We start from the raw sequence: 18,505 nt of genomic DNA, 5'->3' as shown, positions 1-18,505 counted from the left end.
ACGAGCGACGACGCTCCGTCACCACCGCTCGGCGTCGGGAAGGCGGAACGTGACGGGCACGGCCAAGCGCACACGGACGGGCTCGCCGCGCTGGCGCCCCGGCTCGAACCGCATCTGGCGGACGGCCGCGAGCGCCGCGGGCGACAGCCGGTCCTCGGGCGACCGCACGATCTGGCGATCGGAGGTCTGCCCATCGAGCTCGACGATAACCTGGACGACCACTTGGCCTTCGATGCGCTCTGCCCGCGCCGCCTCCGGGTACACGACGGCCGACTGGAGCGCGTCGATCCCGCCGATCAGCACGGGTTGAGTCTCGATTCGGCAGATGAACGTGTTGTCGTCCGCTTGTGGCGGAGGCGGGGGCGGCGGGGCTCGCGCCAGCGCGTCGGCGGCGGTGAGGACGAGGGCCGCCAGCAGGAGGGGTCGTATCGGGCGAGCGGTGGTGTCCTCACGAGACACGGGACCCGCGAACGCGTTGTCTCCGCCGCTAGCGGAGCCGGAACGTGATGGGCACGGCGAACAGGACGCGGACGGGCGTGCCGTCCTGCAGCCCCGGCGTAAAGCGGCTCGTGCGGACGGCGGTCAGGGCGGCGGGGTCGAGGAGGGCGTGCGCCGAGCGGAGCACGACCGGGTTCTCGACGCGGCCGTCGGTCCCGACGACGAACTGGACGACGACCTGCCCCTCGATGCCCTAGAGCCGGGCGGCCTCAGGGTACTCGACGCGGCGCTGCAGCCCCGCAAGCCCGCCGAGCAACTTCGGCGCCACATCGGCGACCTCGTAGACATCGGGCTCAACGACATACGCGTCGGGCGCGGCGATCTCGAGGATCTCGGGTTCGTCGGGCGCCGGGTCCGTCAGACGGAACGTAATGGGGACCGCAAAGCGAACCTTGACGGGCCGTCCCCTGTGGGAGCCGGGCGTGAAGCGAGAGCCGCGCACCGCCTCCAGCGCGGCGCGAGCGAGCACGGGCGCCGGCGACCGGAGCACCTCGGGGTCCACGACCCGGCCCTCTTCGTCGACGACGAACTGGAGGACGACCTGGCCCTGGACGCCCTCGCGGCGGGCGGACTCGGGGTAGACGACGCGGCGCTGGAGCCCCTCCATTCCGCCGATCAGCATCGGCTGTACCTCGGCAACTTCGAGGATCTCGCCACCGGAGTGAGGCTGCGGGAGGCGGAACACGACCGGGAACGAAATTGGGGACGTTCCCTCGGGCGTGACCCAGTCGGGTGCGGGAAACGCGGTGGCATCGACAGCCGCGAGCGCCGCTGTGGACAGCCGGCTGTCTGGGGAGTCCGTGACCTCGGCGCCGAGCACAGTCCCGTCGGCGTCGAGCGTCACGGCGAGAAGCACGACGCCCTCGACGCCCTCCGCGAGCGCGGACTCCGGATAGTCCACGGCGGCTTGGACGGCCTCCACGGCCCGAATGGCGGCATCGCTGGCAGATTGCGTCGCGAGCTCGGGGTGCGCGCCGTCGGGGGCCTTGCCCACCGACTCAAACATCGGCCGCATCGCCTCGATCATGCGGGGCAACATGGCTGCCATGGCGGCTCGGGCGGCGGCGTGGCTGACGTAGAGGCCGGCCTCGGACTCGTAGTACGCGGTCACGGCCCGGATGTCGTCGGGGGCGACCTCGGCGAGCACGACGCGGGCGATGCCCGTCATCATGGCCGCGACGGCATCCTCGCCGCCGGCCGCCTGGCGGGACATCTCGGCGAACGCCTGAGGCCCGCCGAGCGCGTCGATCTGCTCGCGCAGGGCGGGGGGGAACAGCTCGACCATCGCCGTCAGCACCATCGTGTGCACATCCTCCGGCTGGTTGGCGGCCATGACCGCGCGGCCGTAGCGAGCGGCCAGCGTCGAGTCCGCGAGCGGCCGGTCGCCGGGATCGTGGGCGAGGGCGGTCAGCGCGAGCGGGTCGAGGTCGGCCACGTCGCGGGCGGCCTCCGTCACGCGGGGCAGGACGGGGCCCTCGAGAAAGGCTGTCGCGTGGCGCAGCAGGTCGGGCCGGACGTCGCGCAAGAGCTCGGCTCGGATCGAGTCGCGCATGACGCCAAAGTCCATGGCGAAGATCTCCGCCAGCATCGCCGCGGCCTCGGGCGACGGGGCCGTGGCGATGAACTGCTCGCGCACCCGGTCCACCTGCGTCTGGACCTCGGCAAAGTCGTTGGCCGCGAGGAAGCGCTCGACGAGGGCGGAGTCGGCGGCGGAGGGCTGGGCGGCGGCGGCGGTCGCCAGCAGGAGGCCCACGAGGAGTGTGCGCACAGATTCGATGGCGGGAGGTCGGGCGAACCTACGGCACCAACTCCCGCGCGACGGTGATGTGATAGACCGGCTGGAGGCGCTCGCGGACGACCACGAGCACGCCCTCGTCTTCGAGGTCGATGAGGGCGCGGCCGAGGAGCGCCGTCAGGCGCGACGGGTACTCGGCGGCGAGCCGGTTGAGGTCGGCGATCTGCTCGCGGACGAGGGCGGCCTCGACCATCTCGCGCATGAAGCCCGGCACGCGGTCGTCGATGGGCGGCGGCGGCGGGAGCGCGTCGGGCGCGGGCGAGTAGCGCGTCGGGTTGTACGTGATGTCGTAGGTCGTGCCGTACTCGTGGCTGGAGTGCCCGGCGGCGGCGTTGACGTTGCCGCCGCGGAGCGCGGCCTGGTCAGCGGCGGACCGCCAGACCGACGAGACCGAAAAGCGGAACGGCGGGAGCCCCTTGGTCGCCAGCCGGTCGCGGAATCGGGCGGCGACGCTGTCGAGCGAGGCGGCGCCGCTGGGCGTGAGCACCGGCACGGAGTACTGGCCGGGCAGGACGGCGTAGAGCGAGTCGTTGAGGATCGAGACGGCGCCGACGGCTAGGCGCAGGCTGTCAAGCTCGGCGCGCGACGCGGGCGGCCCGGCGCCGAGCGCCTCTGCCAGCTCGACGTGGCGCGCGTTCCGCGAGCGCCGCAGCAGTGCCACCTCGTCGTCGGTCAAGAGGGGGATCGACGAGAACGCCGCCTCGGCCTGGGCGACGAACCGCGCCTGGTGCGCGTACGTGGCCTCGACGCCCGCGTTCGTCCGCACGCCCAGGATCCCGAGCGCGGGGACAGTGACGACGATGAAGAGCGCGAGCCAGCGCCAGCCACGACGCAAGCGGGGCGTCGGGCGGGAGGCATCGGGCTCCCGTTCGGACGGAGCGGGCTCCGCGATCGGCGACGGGTCGGCGGGAGGCGCCGACGTCCCCGCGCTTGCGTCCGGGGGGGCGGGCGTTGGTGTCTTGGCGTCCTCGCCGTCGCCGGACGGGGGGAGGAGCGGGAGGAAGGGGGGGAGCGGAGCGTCGGACACAGAGAGGGGAGACGTCGGAGGGGATCGCTGCGGGCACGTATGGGCGGCGGGGCGCGTGGATCCCGCCGCCTACGGTCTCAGGCGGGCCGCTACTCGCCGTCGATGGTGACGTGGAAGACGGGCTGCTCGTTCTCCAGCAGCACCAGCAACCGGTCCTCGTCCTGCATCTCGCCGAGCACGCGCGTGAGCGCGCCGAACAGGCGGTCGTCGTATGTGCCAGCCAGGTCGTTCGCCCAGCGCGTCGCCAGCCGCTGCGCCGTGGCGTGCGCGGGGTCGGCAAAGGGGACGTCGAGCGTGTCGGCGGCGGTCGGCCACGCGGCGTAGCGGGTGTAGACGATGTCGGCCGAGGCGCCGTATTCGTGGCTCGACGTCCCCGACGTCGCGTTCCGGTTGCTCTGGCCGAGCGCGCGCTGCAGGTCGGAGGTGCGGAGCGCGGAGGAGATCGTGAAGCGGTAGGGCGGCAGCCCGGCGTCAGCGAGCCGGGCCTGGAACCGGCGGCCGACCTCCATCAGCCGATCGCGCAGGGCGGGCACGACGAACGGCTTCGAGTGCTCCAACACGCGGACCACGTAGACCTCGTTGTCGACGAGCGGCACCAGCCGTCCGGCCCCGAGGTGCCGCGCGAGCTCGGCCTCGGACGAGAACGGCTCGACGCCGAGCGAGTCGGCCATCTCGAGGTGGTCGGAATACGACCGCGTGCGCGGGCGACGCAGGCGGTTCTCCTCGTCGGAGGTGGTCTCGCGGAGCTGCTCGAACCGGCCGCGCAGGCGGGCGACGTGGGCCGCCAACGAGTCGACGGCGGGGGCCTCGCCGGCGGTCGGCGGCGCGAGCGGGACGGCCGGGGGGGGCGTGCGGAGCGCCCACCCGATGGCGACCCCGAGCAGGAGCGCGGCGGCGGTGATGAGGGCGGCTTTCATCGGACGACCTCGAACACGCCGCACCCGATCACGTCACCCGCCGCGCCGTCCGGGCTGGCGGCGTCGTCGGGCCGGGCCCGGACCACGACCGCGCGGCCGACGGCGGAGCCGGTCCCATCCAGCGGCAGCACGGGGTCGACTCGGTCGTAGCGCCCGCGCCCGCCGTCGCCCCGGATGTTGCCGAGGTCGCCCGCGTGCCGGAGCCCGGGCGGCGAGTAGATCCCGCCGTGCGGCGTGCCCGCCGCGACGCCGAGGTGGACGGCCGGGTCGCCGTCGCAGGTGTGGGCGCGCAGGACTTGGACCGCGTGGAAGCCCTGCGACGACAGGCCCGTCAGCTCCGCCAGCACGCGGACCCCGCCGGGCACGCGCACGAGCGCGATCGTCCCGCCGACGTCGCCCCGTCCGACGGGCTCGATGGCCGCTCGCGCACGGCGGACGCCCTGCACGTCGAGCGTGTCGGGCTCGAACGCGGGAAGCGCTGTCGAATCGGCGACGGAGTCGGCCACCGCGAGCGCCGGGGGGGGGGCGGGGGGCGCCGGGTCGCACGCGGCGAGGACGGCCCCGAGAAGGGCGGACGCGGCGAGCAGGGGGCGGGTGGGTGGCATGTGTGCAGAACGGGGGCACGGCCCGCCGTGTTCTGTCCGGGCTAGCTTCTCGGGTGCCTTCCGCGTCCCCCCGTCTCGTCGCCGACCGCCTGTCGATGCGCTTTGGCCCGCGCCGCCTGTTCGACGGTCTCACGGTCGCCGTCGAGCCCGGGGCCCCGCTGGCGGTGACGGGCGCGAACGGAGCCGGCAAGTCGACGCTGCTGCTGCTGTTCGCGGGCCTGCTGGCGCCGACCTCGGGCACGACCGAGCTCTGGATGGACGGCGCGCGCGTCGAGCCGCGCGACGTGCCGCGGACGGTCGGCTACCTCGCCCCGGCGCTCAACGTCTACGACGCGATCACCGCGCGCGAGACGCTGGCGTTCCTGGCGCGCGCCCGAGGCCTCGACGGTGCCGCCGCCCGGGTCGCGGCCACGCTCGACCGCGTCGGGCTGGCGGGCCGGGCCGACGAGCCCGTCGCGGCGTTCTCGACCGGGATGCGCCAGCGGCTCCGCGTGGCGACGGCGCTCGTCCACGACCCACCGGTTCTGCTGATGGACGAGCCGGGCGCAACCCTCGACGCCGCCGGCCGCGACCTCGTCGCCAGCCTGGTGGCCGACGACGCGCGCGTCGTGGTGCTGGCGACGAACGACCCGATAGAGGCGGCGCTGTGCGCCCGGCGCGTGGCGTTGGGCTGAGGGCCGGGAGGCGTTCTGGGAAGGCCTCCCGAAACGACTGCTGTTTGGTACTCGAAACGTTCCCGACCGTGTCATCCCGAACCGGAGGTCGGCGGAGCCAGCCTGTTGAGGGATCTCCGGCGCGCACCGCCCGGCTACAGAGTTCGCACGTCGCGGAGTGCTCGGCTGAGATCCTTGGCTGCGCCGACGCTTCGCGTTCGACTCCGCCGCTGCGCGGCTGCGCGCAGGATGACACGACAGGAGGCGCGGGGGCATCTTTTGAGAACACCATCCGTCAGGCTGTCGCCTGTCCCGAACGCCTCCCCTCACGCCATCGCCAGCGCGGCCACGTCCACGGTCGCCCCGGCGTCGATCAGCGGTCGGGCCGCCGCCGCCAGCGTCGCGCCCGTGGTGAGCACGTCGTCGACCAGGAGGATGCGCCTGCCGGCGACGTCGGCGCCGGGGGAGAGGGCGAAGGCGCCGGCGACGTTGCGGTGGCGCTCGGCCGCCGAGAGCGTGGTCTGCGCCCGGGTCGGACGCGTCCGGACGACGACCCTCGCGGACGGGACGCCCAGGCGACCGGCCGCGCCGTCCGCGAGGGCGGCCGACTGGTTGTAGCCGCGCTCGAGCTGGCGCAAGCGGGACAGCGGGACGGGCACGACGGCGTCGGGCGCGCACCCGGCGTGCGCCGCCGCGGCCCCGAGCATCGCGCCGAGCGCCAGCCCCAGCGACGGCCGCCCGCCGTACTTCAGCGCGTGCTGCACCCGGCGGACCGTCCCGCCCCGGTCGAACCCCCACAGCGCGACGGCCCGGTGGACGGGCGCGTGCGCCAGCCGATCGGCGACGGCGCCCGCATCGGCGCGGGGGATCCGACGGACGCACGACGGGCACAGCGCCTCGGCGGCGTCCGCCAGCCGGGTCTCGCAGCCGAGGCACAGCGCGGGGTACGCCAGCGCCGCCAGGCCGCGTCCAAAGCCGCGGGCGGCATCAGGAAGGCGCGGGACGGGGCGCAAGCGGGGCACGGCGACGGGGCGGGCGTGGGGGAATATCTTGGCCGGCTCCCCCACTTCCAAACTTCCCCCTCTCTCCGATGCCCGAACGCCGTGGGATGATCATCAAGAACGTGTCCGACGCCCCGCTCGACCTTCGCCTCGACACGCGGACGCTGGAGATGACGGCCGGGCAGGAGATCCCCGTGACCGCCGTCGAGGTCCGCGACACGCGGCTCCGGCAGGCGCTCCAGATCCGCTCCATCGCGATCGTCCGCCCGACGACTGACGAGGAGGCCGACGCGCTCGCGGCCCTGCTCAGCGACGGGTAGCCGGTGCGAGTGCCCCTTTCCGCCCCGCTCGCTGCCCGGCACGCTCCGTGAACGTCCTCGCCCTGGAGCCGTGGTTTGGCGGGTCGCACCGTCAGTTTCTCGACGGGCTCGCCGCCCACAGCACACACGACTTGCGCGCGGTCACGATGGCGGCGCGGTACTGGAAGTGGCGGATGCAAGGCGGCGCGGTGACGCTCGCGGAAAAGGCGCGCGAGGCCTGCGCCGACGGATGGCGCCCGGACGTGGTCGTGGCGTCCGACATGGTCAACCTGCCGGCGTTCCTGGCGCTCAGCCGCGACTGGCTGGCCGACGTGCCGGTCGTGGTGTACTTCCACGAGAACCAGCTGACGTACCCGCTCCGCGAGGGGCGCGAGCGGGACTACACGTACGCGACGGTCAACTACCTCTCGGCGCTTGCGGCCGACCGCGTGGTGTTCAACAGCCAGTTCCACCTCGACGAGTTTTTCGGCGCGCTCCCGGACCTGCTCCGCCGCTTCCCCGACTACACGCACGTCGGCGCGCTCCCCGGCCTGCGCGCCAAGAGCGGCGTGCTCCGGCTGGGGCTCGACCTCGCCGGCCTCGATGCCGCCCGCCCGGCCGCCGAGGCGCGGAAGTCGCGCGAGCCCGGCCCGCCGGTGATCCTGTGGAACCACCGCTGGGAGTACGACAAGGATCCCGAGGCCTTTTTCCGGGTGATGAACCGGCTCGACGACGCGGGCGAGCGGTTCCGGCTCGTGCTCGCGGGCAAGACGTTCGCCGAGCAGCCGCCGGCGTTCGAGACCGGCTTCCGCCGCTACGCCGACCGCGTGCTCCACTACGGCTTCGCCGAGTCGTTCCAGGACTACGCCGCGCTCCTGTGGCGCTCCGACATCGTCGTGTCGACCTCGGTCCACGAGTTTTTCGGCGTCTCGATGCTGGAGGCCATCCACTGCGGCTGCCACCCGCTCTTGCCGAATCGGCTGACGTACCCGGAGCTGATCCCGGAGCGCCTGCACAGCCCCCTCTTGCACGCGCCGGTCCTCTACGACACCGAGGACGACCTGTTCGAGATGCTCCGTGCGATGCTGCGGGGCCAGTCGCAGCGGCTGCCCGTCGAGGTGCTGCGCGAGATCCCCGAGGACCTGGCGTGGCGCGTCAAGGCTCCCCGCTTCGACGCCCTGCTGGCGGAGGTGGCCCAGCACGCGTAGCTGCTTTGAGCGTCAGGACGAGGCCATCGAATAGAAAAGGGCCCCGCAAAAGACGGCCGTCAGCGTCAACAGCGCGAGCACGATGACAGTCCACGTCGTCCGCCGTCTCACAGGCGGTGCGTGGCGTCGGTAGCTGGTGAGTGCCGCGAGCGCCAGCGGGATGGTCAAGAGCGACGCTGCGATCCCGACGTATACAAGCACCGCCCCGATGGCGAGCAGGGCGGCCGGAATGCGGATGGGGAGCCACTCAACGACCGCCGCGAGCCCGGCGAGGGTAGGCAGACAGGCCGCAGACACGACCGCTACCGCCAACGGGAACGACCAGGGCTTGGAACTGCCAGGTAAAACGCCCACCTACTGGTCCTCCCCGAGGAGCCCGCCCAGCAAGCCGCCGGCCGCGAGCCCGCCGATGGCGCCGAGCGCGCCCGATCCGCCGCGATTCGTCTCGCCCTTGTTGGCGTACATCCGGCTGGCGGCCACGATCCGGTCAGCGAGACGGGAAAAGGGGAGGCTTTGGAGGAAGACCTTCCCAGGCCCCTCGACGCGCGCCAGAAACAAGCCCTCGCCGCCGAAGAGGGCGTTCTTGAAGCCGCCCTGGAACTCGATGTCGTAGTCGACCGACTCGGCGAAGGCGACCAAGCACCCGGTGTCGACGCGGAGGACTTCGCCGCCTGCCAAGTCGCGCTCGACGATGGTCCCGCCCGCGTGGCAGAACGCGAGGCCGTCGCCGGTCAGGCGCTGCAGGATGAAGCCCTCGCCGCCGAACAGCCCGGCGCCCATCTTTTTGGTGAACGCGACCTCGATCTCGATGCCCGACGCGGCGCACAGGAACGTGTCCTTTTGGCACAGGAACGACCCGCCCTCCGCGCCCAGGTCGAGCGGGACCACCTTGCCGGGATAGGGCGCGCTAAATGCGACCTTCGCCTCGCTGCGGCCGTCGTTCGTGAACGAGGTGATAAAGAAGCTCTCGCCCGCGATCCGTCGCTTGAGCCCCTTCATGAATCCGCCGCCCGTGCCGGTGTCCATCGTCACGTCGGCGTCCATGTAGAGCATGGCGCCCGCCTCAGCGCGGACGGCCTCGCCGGGGTCGAGAGCGACCTCGACGATCTGGAGGTCGTCGCCGATCAGGCGGTACTCGATGTCGTGGACGGCCATGGCAGCAGGGGAGGGTACACCGCATCCTACGGCAAACCGCCCGAATGCCGGTCACGAGCGCCGACGTCCCGTTCGTTTCGGCGTCGCGCGGGTCGGCCGGGCGGTCCGGTGGGGGGCGGCAGGGCGGGCTTCGGGCGACAGCGTCGCGAGCGTGCGCACACACGCCGAGTAGCGGGCCCAGGCGTTGGCGTCGCCCGCGAGCCAGTCGGCCCGGGCGGCGTCGCGAGCGGCGGTCAGGGGCATGTGCATGGCCTCGGAGGGCGGGTTCACACCTCCTTCGACAAAGGCCGCGCCAACTCGCCCGCTGGCGCAGGGGAGGCCAAGACGTCGGGTCGACCTCTCGATAGTGGGTCGTTTGGGAACGCGAGCGTGTCGCGACGCCCCACCATCCAGCGTCGAGGCGCGAGCGGGGCGGATCCGCCGGCCGCGTGGGCCGGTACCTCTCCGATGCCCGACACGCCCGACCCCGCCCTCGTCTCCGCCATCGCCGCTCGCGTCGAGGGCGTCCGCCAACGGGTCGCCGCCGCCGCCGCTCGCGCGGGCCGCGACGCCGACGCCGTGACCCTCGTCGCTGTCACCAAGACGCGCCCGATCGAGACCGTCCGCGCGGCCGTCGCGGCCGGCCTGCGCGACCTGGGCGAGAACCGCGTCGGCGAGCTGGTCGAGAAGTCGGACGCGCTGCCGGGTGAGGCCGATGGGGGAGCGGTCCGGTGGCACCTGATCGGCTCGCTCCAGCGCAACAAGGCGCGCGACGCCGCGGCCCGCGCCGACCTCTTCCACGCGCTCGACAGCGTCCGGCTGGCGGATGCGCTCGACCGGAAGGCAGCCGAGGCGGGGCGGGTGCTGCCCGTCCTCGTGCAGGTCAACATCTCCGACGAGGACGCCAAGCACGGCGTGGCCCCGGCAGACACGCACGCGCTGCTGGCCGAGGTCGTCGCGCGCGAGCACCTGCGGCCGGTCGGCCTGATGGGCATGGCCGCCATCGCCGAAGACGCGGCGGACCTCGACCGCGTCGTCCGGCCCGCCTTTGTTCGCTTGCGGGCGCTCTTCGAGGCCTCCCCGAGCCCGCTCTCCGTCCTCTCGATGGGGATGAGCGGCGACTACGAGGTGGCCGTCGAGGAGGGCGCCACGCACGTCCGCGTCGGCACGGCCCTTTTCGGCTCCCGCTAGCGGCCGGCCGCTCTTCTCTCTAACCGGCGGTGGGGCCTGCACCGGTCGCCGTAGTTTGCGCATATGCTCGTCCCCCTCCTCGTCGTCGTCGGAGCGCTGATCGCCGCTCTCGCCGGGCTCGCCTTCCGTACGCTTCGGATCCGCGCGCTCGCCGAGGGTGCGCGAGGCCGTGCCGACGACGCGGAGGCCCGGGTCGCCGCCGCCGTCGACGCGCTCCACGCCTCGACAGTGCCCCCGCCCGTGCCCGCCCGGCCCGAGGCCGAGCGCCGCCGCACCCGCCGCCCCCGTCGCGCCGCGACCCCCGACCGGCCATGAATCTCTCGCCCCTCGACGTCCGCCGCAAGCAATTCGACAAGGCCTTCCGGGGGTACGACCCCACGGAGGTGGACCTCTTCCTCAAGCAGGCCGCCGATGGCCTCGAGGCCGCCCTCGACGAGGCCCGCCGCGCGGAGGACCGCGTGCGCGAGCTCGAGGGCAAGCTGACGCATTACGAGCGGGTCGAGCTGGCGCTGCAAGAGGCGCTGGAGTCGGCGCGCGAGACGGCCCGGCGGAGCGAGGCCTCGGCCGAGGAGAAGGCGCGCCTGCTCGTCGCCGACGCCGAGCTCCGGGCGGAGAAGATCTTGCACGACGCCGAGCGCGAGCGCCACGGGCTCCGCCAGGACATCGTGCGCCTCAACAGCCGCCAGTCCGAGGTGGCTGCACGGTTGCGGGGCTTCCTGCTGTCCGAGCTGGAGGTGCTGGCGCAATTCCAGGGCGACGACCCCGTCGGCTTTCTCAAGCTGCAGTCGGCCGGGCCCGCCGGGGCGCTGCCGTCGCCACAGGGTCGGCTGGAGGCGCCCATCGACCCGCCCGCCGGCACCTCCGCGGACCATCCGCAGCCGCCAGAGGCCTACGAGGCGCCGGCCCCCAGCGAGCCCTCGACGCCCATCCCGCTCCCGACCTACGACGAGGCCCGGACGGCGGGCGAGGGCCTGGCCCCGGAGCCCGAGGCGCCGGAGCCCGAGGTCTGGATCGGCGCCTCAGCGTACGCGGAGCCCGAGGCCCCGGACGAGCCGGCGCCCCCGCCGATCGCCGCCCCGCTGGCGCCGGAGCCCGACGCCCGCGCGCCCGAGCCGCCGGCCTCGCCCAGCCTGCCCCCGACCGGCGCCTACGCCCCGGAGACGGAGCCCGCCAGCGGGGCCGGCCTCCCGCCCGCCGTCACCGGCGGCTGGGACCTGCGCTCGCTCGTCACCGGCGAGGAGCGCTCCGTCGCCGCCTCCGACGAGGAGCGCGAGCGCATCAAGCGCATCCTGGACGACCTGGATTGAGTGAGGCGAGAGGGGAGACGGTGTCCGAGCCTCGCCCATCTCTGTGCTCATCACTCCTGACCCATCACGCATCACCCGAATGACCCCCGACATCGACACCGCCCTCGCCCAGGTCCGCGACGCCGCCGACGCCATCCGCCAGCGGGCCGGCGACTCGGCTCGCGTGGGCATCATCCTGGGCACCGGGCTCGGCAAGCTGGCCGAAGAGATCGAGGCGCGCGAGTCGATCCCGTACGGCGAGATCCCGCACTTCCCGCTGTCGACGGTCGAGAGCCACGAGGGGCGCCTCATCGCGGGGACGCTGCGCGGCGTCGAGGTGCTGGCGATGCAGGGCCGCTTCCACCTCTACGAGGGCTACTCGGCGTGGCAGGCCACGCTCCCGGTCCGCGTGATGGCCGAGCTGGGCGTCGAGGCGCTCCTGATCTCGAACGCGGCGGGCGGCATGAACCCGCTGTACCGGCGCGGCGACCTGATGCTGACGACCGACCACATCAACCTGCAGGGCGTCAACCCGCTGACCGGCCCGAACGTGGACGCCTGGGGCCCGCGCTTTCCCGACATGTCGGAGCCCTACGACCGCGCGCTCCGCGACGTGGCCGAGGCGGCGGCGCTCGAGCGCGGCGTGGCGCTCCAGCAGGGCGTCTACGTGGCCGTTGTGGGGCCGAATCTGGAGACGCGCGCCGAGTACCGCTTCCTGCGCCAGATCGGCGCGGATGTGGTCGGCATGAGCACCGTCCCCGAGGTCATCGTGGCCCGCCACCACGGCCTGCGCTGCCTCGCGATCTCCGTCGTCACCGACGAGTGCTTCCCGGACTCGCTCGAAGCCGTCAACATCGCCGACATCCTGGAGGCCGCCGCGGGCGCCGAGCCCACGCTGACGGCGCTGATGGGCGACGTGGTGGCGTCGCTGGCGTGAGGCCGCTGGCCTCGGCGCTCGCGCTGGCCGTGCTCGCGATCGGGTGCGGCGGGGCGCCCGTCGAGCCGGCCCCCACGAGCCGCGCGCCAGCGCCGACCTCGACCGTCACTGTCACCACGAGCGACGGCGTCACGGTCTTCGGCGAGGTCTACGACGGCGGGTTGCCGCGTTCGGCGCCGCTCGTGCTGCTGTTCCACCAGGCCGGGTCGAGCGGGCGCGGCGAGTACGGGCCGCTGATCGGGTGGCTCAACGGGCTCGGCTGGCGCGCCGTCGCTTGGGACCAGCGCTCGGGAGGCGACACGCACGGGGTCGGCAACCGGACGGCCGAGGCGCTCCCGGCCGGGACGCCCGCCGCGTTTTGCGACGCGACCCCCGATCTCGCGGCTGCCTTCGACTGGGCGACCGAGGGCGGGGCCGAGCGCGTCGTGGTGTGGGGCAGCTCGTACTCCGCCGCGCTCGCGGTCCGGCTCGCGGCCGACCGGCCGGAGGTCGCCGGCGTGATCGCCGCGTCGCCAGCCTCGGGCGGGCCGATGGCGGACTGCCGCGCGCGCGACCGGGTCGCCGACGTCGAGGCGCCCGTGCTCGTGCTCCGCCCCGCGTCGGAGATGGGGCTGGCGTCGGCGCAAGAGCAGCGCGAGGTCCTGACGGCCGCTGGCGCCACATTCATCGTCGTCGAGCACGGCGTCCACGGGTCGTCGATGCTGGTCGACGCGCGGACGGGGCACGACATGGCGGCGGCGCGCGAGCAGGTGGCCGCGTGGCTCCGCCGCGTGGTGGGGTAGACCCGGAATCGGGCCGGGCTTCACCAGGCCGCCAGGGGGCGGCGGTAGCTTCCGCGCCCCCTCCCGCACGCTGCCGAGATGCCCGTCTATCCTGAGGTCGAGTCGTTCGACGCCGTCGCCGTCGAAGAGGCGGTGCTGGCGCAGTGGGCCGCCGCCGACACGTTCCGCCAGTCGCTCGCGATCCGCGAGGGCGCCCCGCACTTCGTGTTCTACGAGGGCCCGCCGACCGCCAACGGCAAGCCGGGCATCCACCACGTGATGGCGCGGACCATCAAGGACCTGTTCTGCCGCTACAAGACGATGCAGGGCTTCCGCGTCGACCGCAAGGCGGGCTGGGACACGCACGGGCTGCCGGTCGAGATCGAGGTCGAGAAGGAGCTCGGGCTGGAGGGCCGCGACGCCATCGAGGCCTTCGGCATCGCCGAGTACAACGCCGCCTGCCGCGCCTCCGTCCTGAAGTACAAGGACCTGTGGGACGACCTGACGGTCCGCATGGGCTACTGGGTCGACCTGTCCGACCCGTACGTCACGTTCGAGACGGACTACATCGAGTCGGTCTGGAACCTGCTCAAGCGGATCCACGACAAGGGGCTGTTGACGAAGGGCCACAAGATCCAGTGGTACAGCCCGGCGAACGGGACGGTGCTGTCGTCGCACGAGGTGTCGCTGGGCTACAAGGAGGTCCAGGATGCCTCGGTGATCGTCCGCGCGCGGCTCGTCGAGGAGCCCCGGACGTCGCTGCTGGCGTGGACCACGACGCCCTGGACCGTCCCGGCAAACGCCGCGATGGCGGTCGGGTCGGGGATCCACTACGTCAAGGCGCGGCAGATGGTCGAGACCGAGTCGGGGACGGAGGAGGAGTTCCTGATCGTCGCCAAGAGCCGCGCGGGCGCCGTGCTCAAGGGGGACTACGAGATCGTCGCCGAGATGACCGGCGCCGACCTCGTCGGCAAGCGCTACACGCCGATGTGGCAGGACGCCGACCCGCGCTCGGAGTACGTCGGCGCCGGCGTCGAGGCGTACAGCGAGGCCTGGCAGGTCGTCGCGGCCGACTACGTCACCACCGACGACGGCACGGGCATCGTCCACACCGCGCCCGCGTTCGGCATGGACGACTGGGCGACGGGCTCGAAGCACGGCCTGCCGACCATCAACCCCGTCCTCCCCGACGGCACCTTCGAGGAGGGCTACGGCGAGATCGGCGGGATGTGGTTCAAGGACGCCGACCGCGTCATCATCCGCGACCTGGCCGCGCGCGGCCTGCTGTACCGCGAGGACAGCTACGTCCACAACTACCCGCACGACTGGCGCAAGGGCACGCCGCTGATGCAGTACCCGGTCGAGAGCTGGTTTGTCCGCACGACGGCGGTCAAGGACCGACTCGTGGCGCTCAACGAGACCATCAACTGGCAGCCCGAGGGCATCGGGACCGGCCGCTTTGGGCAGTGGCTCGAGAACAACGTCGACTGGGCGATCTCGCGGATGCGCTTCTGGGGCACACCCCTCCCGATCTGGGTCGAGACGTTTGAGGATGGCCGCGAGCCCGTAGAGGGCGAGGAGCCGTACACCGAGGTGGTCGGCTCCGTCGATGAGCTGCGCGCCAAGGTCGGCGGCACGTTCCCCGAGGCGGCCATCAACCCAGACTTGGGCGGCCTCGACCTCCACCGCCCCTACGTCGACGCCCTGATGTGGCCGGGCCCGAACGGCGGGACGATGCGCCGCGTCGAGGACCTGCTCGACGTGTGGTTCGACTCGGGCGCGATGCCCTACGCCCAGTGGCACTACCCGTTCGAGAACGTCGAGCGGTTCGAAGCCAACGTCCCGGCCGACTTTATCGCCGAGGGCGTCGACCAGACGCGCGGCTGGTTCTACACGATGCACGCGATCGCGGCGCTCGTCGACGACCGGGTCGCCTACAAGAACGTCGTGGTGAACGGGCTCGTCCTGGACGCCGAGGGCAACAAGATGTCCAAGTCGAAGGGGAACGCCGTCGAGCCCTTCGGCGCGATTGCGCGGCACGGCGCCGACCCGATCAGGTGGTCGATGATGTCCGCCAGCCCCCCGTGGGAGGACCTGCGCTACTCCGACACCGCCGTCGAGGAGACGACGCGGAAGTTTTTCGGGACGCTCGTCAACACGTACCGCTTTTTCGCGACGTATGCGACCCTCGACGGCTACGCGTATGACGCGGCGACCGCGCTGGCGCCCGCGTCTCGGAGCGAGCTCGACCGCTGGATCCTGAGCCGGTTGCAGTCGACGGTCGCCGAGGCGGTCGTGGCGCTCGACGGGTACCACCCGACGCGCGCGGCCCGCGCCGTCGAGGCGTTCGTGGACGACCTGTCGAACTGGTGGCTCCGCCGCTCGCGCCGCCGGTTCTGGAGCGCGAAGGCCGACGGCGAGGTGAGCCCCGCCGACAAGCAGGCGGCGTACGACACGTTGTGGGAAAGCCTGGAGGTCGTCTCCCGCCTGATGGCGCCGATCGCGCCGTTCACCGCCGAGTGGCTCTACGGCGTGCTCGGGCACACCGACTCGGTCCACCTCCAGCGCTTCCCCACGGCCGACGGCGACACGCTCGACGCCGACCTCGAGGACCGGATGGCGCTGGCGCGCGCCGTCACGACGGCCACGCTGGCGCTGCGCAACGAGGCCGGCATCAACGTCCGCCAGCCGCTCGCCTCCGTGCTCGTCGTCACCGGCGTCGGCGGCGTCGACGAGGCCACGGTGCGGTCGGTCGAGGGCGTCATCTTGGACGAGGTCAACGTCAAGCGGCTGGACACGGCGGCGGGCGACTCGGGCGTGGTCGCCAAGCGCGCCAAGCCCAACTTCAAGGCGCTCGGCCGCCGCCTCGGCAAGCGGATGAAGGCCGTCAACGAAGCCGTTCGGCTGCTCGACTCCGCGAGCGTGGCGCGCTACGAGGCCGACGGCCAGCTCGAGCTGCTGCTCCCCGACGGCTCCGTCGTGCTCGGGCCCGGCGACCTCGACATCGAGAGCGAGGGCGTCGCCGGCCACGTGGTCCGCCAGGAGACGGCGACGGCCGCCGACGGCTCGGCGCGCACGGTCACCGTGTCGCTCGACACGACGCTCGACGACGCATTGCGCGCCGAGGGCGTCGCGCGCGAGGTCGTCAACCGGGTCCAGAACCTGCGCAAGGAGGCCGGCTTCGCCGTGTCCGACCGGATCGCCGTCGAGATCGCCGTGCCGCCGGCGCTCGCGCCCTTTATCGCGGAGGGCGCGCTCGCGACGCCCGCGTTCGCGGCGACGGTCCGGGCCGAGACGCTCGCCGAGACCGTCGCGCTCGTCGAGGTCCCCGCTGGCGATCTGGTCCAGACCGTCGAGGTCTCCGGCGCCCAGTTCCCCGTCGGCGTCCGCAAGCTCTAGCCCTGGGACCCGCCGCACTGGTCGACCCGACGAACCCCGAACCTCTCCGATATGCGCGTCCTCTGGGTCACGTTTTTCCTCGTCATCGCCGACCAGGCGACCAAGCTGGTCGTCAAGTACAACATGGCGCTGGGCGAGTCGATCCCGGTCGTCGGGCGGCTGTTCCGGTTCACGTTCACCGAGAACCCCGGGATGGCGTTCGGGCTGACGGTCGGGAGCAAGCTGTTCCTGACCCTGTTCTCGATCGCGGCGACGGTGCTGATCGCGGTCTACCTCTACCGCGTCCAGTGGGCGCCGTTCGGGTACCGGCTGGCGCTGGCGCTCGTGCTCGGGGGCGCGTTCGGGAACGTGATCGACCGCGTGTTCTACGGGATGGCGTTCGGCGAGTGCTACCCCTCGCCCCCCGAGACGTACCGCCCGTTCTACGGCTGCGTCGTCGACTTTTTGCACATCGACCTGTGGCAGGGCGACATCTTCGGCCGCGGCGTCGCGCTGTTCCCGATCGGCAACATCGCGGACGTGGCCATCATCGCGGGCGTGGTGCTCATCCTGATCACCCAGGGCCGCTTCCACGAGACGGCGCTGGCGCGCGACGCGGCGGCGGCGGAGTCTGTCGCTGCCCCGACGGCGGAGGCCTAGGCGCCCCGGAGTCGCTCGAGAGCATGCGATGTCCGCGACGCACCGACGCCACACGTGTCGAGTGGCGATCGCGTCCGGCCTGAGCCGGAGAGCGACGGGGAGTGTGCGCCTGGCGGGAAGCCGAGGGCGCTCGCCCCTCGGAGCCTGCGGACCCTAGCCGAGCACCTCCATCACCGCGCCCGGCGGACGACGAGGAGCACGCTCGACACCACGAGCGCCGCGCCCGCCAGGCTCCACCCGTCGACGGCGTCGCCCAGGAAGACCGCGCCCCACAAGAAGGCGAGCACGACCTGCAGGTAGCCGATCGACGACGCCGTCCCCGCCTCCAGCCGCGCCATGCCCTTGGTGAGGCCGACCTGGCCGGCGTGCGTCGCCAGCCCGATCCCCGCCAGCAGCGCCCACTGCCCGCCCGTCGGCAGCACCCAGCCGCCGAGCGCGAACGGCAGCGCGCCCACCATCCCGATCCACGACAGGTAGAAGATGATGGTCATCGGGCGGTCCGTCGCCCGGAGCTTGCGGACGAACGTGTACGCCAGCCCCGAGAGGACCGCCGCGACCGCGACCGCCGCGACGCCCCAGCCGTCGAGCGCGACGCCCCCGAAGAGCGCCGTCGGCCGGGCCACCAGCGCGACGCCCGCCAGCGACAGCGCGGCGCCCGCGAGCACGGGCAGCCGCAATCGCTCGCCGATCAGGAGCGCCGCCGTCAGCGCCGTCCACACGGGCGCGGTGTACTGGATGGTGACGGCGTCGCCGAGCGGCAGCCGGCCGATCCCGAAGTAGAACAGGCTGAGGGCAATGGCCCCGACGGCGCCGCGCAGGGCCAGCGTCGTCCGGTCGACGCCAAGCGGGGACGTGCCCTCCGACCGGAGCGCGAGGTACGTCAGGCCGGCCATGAACGCCGACCGCGCGAACACCAGCTCCATCGTCGGGAACGTCGCCGAGGCCACCTTGACGAGCAGGCTCATCACGCTGAAGCCGAGCGCGGCCATCAGCATGTAGAGCACGCCGTGCATCCGCTCGCGCCGCTCGTCGGCGGGGGAGAGGGCTGCGGCGGGGTCGGCGATGGGGGGAGCGGAGACGGGCATGTCGCGGCAACGGCCCGGCTCGGGCGTCGTTCTCCGTGCGCCTCCGATCCACGCGATCTCGGCGCGCCCT

General features: G+C 73.0%; 21 protein-coding genes. 10 read left to right on the top strand and 11 right to left on the bottom strand.

The genetic code is table 11. From position 1 onward, the window contains the following. Positions 1-18 precede the first annotated feature (18 nt). The 6 genes from ACLIRP_RS09990 to ACLIRP_RS09965 all read right to left on the bottom strand — a co-directional run bounded on the left by ACLIRP_RS09990 (position 19) and on the right by ACLIRP_RS09965 (position 4,743). The gene (locus ACLIRP_RS09990) at positions 19-459 is read right to left on the bottom strand and encodes an energy transducer TonB (protein ID WP_412060303.1); all 441 of its coding nucleotides are present in this window, start codon (positions 457-459) and stop codon (positions 19-21) included. A gap of 28 nt (positions 460-487) precedes the next feature. Then, positions 488-688 (bottom strand): energy transducer TonB, encoded by a 201-nt coding sequence (locus ACLIRP_RS09985; protein WP_412063702.1) that lies wholly within the window; start codon positions 686-688, stop codon positions 488-490. A gap of 3 nt (positions 689-691) precedes the next feature. Next, positions 692-2,266: an energy transducer TonB gene (locus ACLIRP_RS09980; RefSeq protein ID WP_412060302.1), complete on the bottom strand. Its 1,575-nt coding sequence runs from the start codon at positions 2,264-2,266 to the stop codon at positions 692-694. Between the two features lie 28 nt (positions 2,267-2,294). Next, on the bottom strand, positions 2,295-3,128 hold the full coding sequence (locus tag ACLIRP_RS09975; protein ID WP_412060301.1) for a DUF5715 family protein: 834 nt from the start codon (positions 3,126-3,128) through the stop codon (positions 2,295-2,297). Positions 3,129-3,409: 281 nt separating this feature from the next. Then, positions 3,410-4,237, bottom strand: coding sequence for a DUF5715 family protein (locus ACLIRP_RS09970; RefSeq protein ID WP_412060300.1), 828 nt, complete (start codon positions 4,235-4,237; stop codon positions 3,410-3,412). Then, the gene (locus tag ACLIRP_RS09965; RefSeq protein ID WP_412060299.1) at positions 4,234-4,743 is read right to left on the bottom strand and encodes a superoxide dismutase family protein; all 510 of its coding nucleotides are present in this window, start codon (positions 4,741-4,743) and stop codon (positions 4,234-4,236) included. The genes ACLIRP_RS09970 and ACLIRP_RS09965 overlap by 4 nt, the downstream gene beginning before the upstream one ends. Positions 4,744-4,895: 152 nt before the next feature. On the opposite strand from ACLIRP_RS09965, the gene ACLIRP_RS09960 reads away from it, so the two are divergent. After that, entirely contained in the window at positions 4,896-5,516 is a 621-nt protein-coding gene (locus ACLIRP_RS09960) for an ATP-binding cassette domain-containing protein (protein WP_412060298.1), read from the top strand. A 305-nt stretch (positions 5,517-5,821) separates the two neighbouring features. Here ACLIRP_RS09960 and ACLIRP_RS09955 read toward each other — a convergent pair whose 3' ends face one another. Then, a complete protein-coding gene (locus ACLIRP_RS09955; protein WP_412060297.1) occupies positions 5,822-6,517 on the bottom strand; it encodes a ComF family protein in 696 nt (231 codons plus the stop codon). Positions 6,518-6,585: 68 nt separating this feature from the next. Between ACLIRP_RS09955 and ACLIRP_RS09950 the strand changes: the two genes are divergently transcribed. Next, positions 6,586-6,816, top strand: coding sequence for a hypothetical protein (locus ACLIRP_RS09950; protein WP_412060296.1), 231 nt, complete (start codon positions 6,586-6,588; stop codon positions 6,814-6,816). 47 nt (positions 6,817-6,863) lie between these two features. After that, on the top strand, positions 6,864-8,003 hold the full coding sequence (locus ACLIRP_RS09945; protein ID WP_412060295.1) for a DUF3524 domain-containing protein: 1,140 nt from the start codon (positions 6,864-6,866) through the stop codon (positions 8,001-8,003). A gap of 12 nt (positions 8,004-8,015) precedes the next feature. On the opposite strand, the gene ACLIRP_RS09940 is transcribed toward ACLIRP_RS09945, so the two are convergent. Genes ACLIRP_RS09940 through ACLIRP_RS09930 form a run of 3 tightly spaced genes read right to left on the bottom strand, consistent with a single transcriptional unit; the run spans position 8,016 to position 9,407 of the window. Then, positions 8,016-8,300: a hypothetical protein gene (locus tag ACLIRP_RS09940; protein ID WP_412060294.1), complete on the bottom strand. Its 285-nt coding sequence runs from the start codon at positions 8,298-8,300 to the stop codon at positions 8,016-8,018. 57 nt (positions 8,301-8,357) lie between these two features. Next, positions 8,358-9,158, bottom strand: a complete 801-nt coding sequence (locus tag ACLIRP_RS09935; RefSeq protein ID WP_412060293.1) for a TIGR00266 family protein — start codon at positions 9,156-9,158, stop codon at positions 8,358-8,360. A gap of 51 nt (positions 9,159-9,209) precedes the next feature. Next, positions 9,210-9,407, bottom strand: a complete 198-nt coding sequence (locus ACLIRP_RS09930; RefSeq protein ID WP_412060292.1) for a hypothetical protein — start codon at positions 9,405-9,407, stop codon at positions 9,210-9,212. Between the two features lie 198 nt (positions 9,408-9,605). Here ACLIRP_RS09930 and ACLIRP_RS09925 point away from each other — a divergent pair, with 198 nt between their 5' ends. The 7 genes from ACLIRP_RS09925 (at position 9,606) to ACLIRP_RS09895 (ending at position 17,350) form a co-directional block, all read left to right on the top strand. After that, entirely contained in the window at positions 9,606-10,328 is a 723-nt protein-coding gene (locus ACLIRP_RS09925) for a YggS family pyridoxal phosphate-dependent enzyme (RefSeq protein ID WP_412060291.1), read from the top strand. Between the two features lie 63 nt (positions 10,329-10,391). Then, on the top strand, positions 10,392-10,643 hold the full coding sequence (locus tag ACLIRP_RS09920; RefSeq protein ID WP_412060290.1) for a hypothetical protein: 252 nt from the start codon (positions 10,392-10,394) through the stop codon (positions 10,641-10,643). After that, positions 10,640-11,635, top strand: coding sequence for a DivIVA domain-containing protein (locus ACLIRP_RS09915; RefSeq protein ID WP_412060289.1), 996 nt, complete (start codon positions 10,640-10,642; stop codon positions 11,633-11,635). Before ACLIRP_RS09920 ends, ACLIRP_RS09915 begins: the two co-directional genes overlap by 4 nt. A gap of 79 nt (positions 11,636-11,714) precedes the next feature. Next, the gene (locus tag ACLIRP_RS09910) at positions 11,715-12,551 is read left to right on the top strand and encodes a purine-nucleoside phosphorylase (protein WP_412060288.1); all 837 of its coding nucleotides are present in this window, start codon (positions 11,715-11,717) and stop codon (positions 12,549-12,551) included. Continuing rightward, positions 12,548-13,333: an alpha/beta hydrolase gene (locus tag ACLIRP_RS09905; RefSeq protein WP_412060287.1), complete on the top strand. Its 786-nt coding sequence runs from the start codon at positions 12,548-12,550 to the stop codon at positions 13,331-13,333. The genes ACLIRP_RS09910 and ACLIRP_RS09905 overlap by 4 nt, the downstream gene beginning before the upstream one ends. 78 nt (positions 13,334-13,411) lie before the next feature. Further along, entirely contained in the window at positions 13,412-16,711 is a 3,300-nt protein-coding gene (ileS, locus tag ACLIRP_RS09900; protein ID WP_412060286.1) for an isoleucine--tRNA ligase, read from the top strand. A gap of 51 nt (positions 16,712-16,762) precedes the next feature. Continuing rightward, positions 16,763-17,350: a signal peptidase II gene (locus tag ACLIRP_RS09895; RefSeq protein ID WP_412060285.1), complete on the top strand. Its 588-nt coding sequence runs from the start codon at positions 16,763-16,765 to the stop codon at positions 17,348-17,350. A 170-nt stretch (positions 17,351-17,520) separates the two neighbouring features. Here the strand turns inward: ACLIRP_RS09895 and ACLIRP_RS09890 are convergent, their stop codons facing one another. Further along, positions 17,521-18,435 carry a DMT family transporter gene (locus ACLIRP_RS09890; RefSeq protein ID WP_412060284.1) on the bottom strand — a complete coding sequence of 305 codons (915 nt, stop codon included), beginning with the start codon at positions 18,433-18,435 and terminating at the stop codon, positions 17,521-17,523. Between the last annotated feature and the right edge of the window lie 70 nt (positions 18,436-18,505).

Origin of the sequence: Rubrivirga halophila, from assembly GCF_046845755.1 — a bacterium.
GTDB lineage: Bacteria > Bacteroidota > Rhodothermia > Rhodothermales > Rubricoccaceae > Rubrivirga.
Note: the sequence above shows the minus strand (reverse complement) of the source record. Positions and strands in the feature narration are given on the sequence as shown.